Genomic DNA, 224 nt, shown 5'->3' on the forward strand with positions numbered 1-224 from the left:
GCTTGTTTGTCAGCTCCCCGAAGCTTATCGCAGACTTCTACGTCCTTCATCGCCTGTAATCGCCAAGGCATCCGCCATGTGCACTTAGTCACTTGTCCCTATAACCTTGACGGCTATAAGTTCAAGCACTTACTACTGTGTTTGATGAGTTTTACTACTACCCTAAGTAATATCTTTCGATATCGCTTAATAAAACTTTTACTTCTTCCAGATTGTTAAAGAAC

At 41.5% G+C, this 224-nt stretch carries 1 rRNA gene; it reads right to left on the reverse strand.

Annotated elements, in window-relative coordinates:
- A 23S ribosomal RNA gene (locus AAHE99_RS26735) occupies positions 1 to 98 on the reverse strand; the annotation flags it as partial.
- Positions 99 to 224: the final 126 nt, after the last annotated feature.

Source organism: Pseudoduganella sp. OTU4001 (genome assembly GCF_038440195.1).
Classification (GTDB): Bacteria; Pseudomonadota; Gammaproteobacteria; order Burkholderiales; family Burkholderiaceae_D; genus Rugamonas.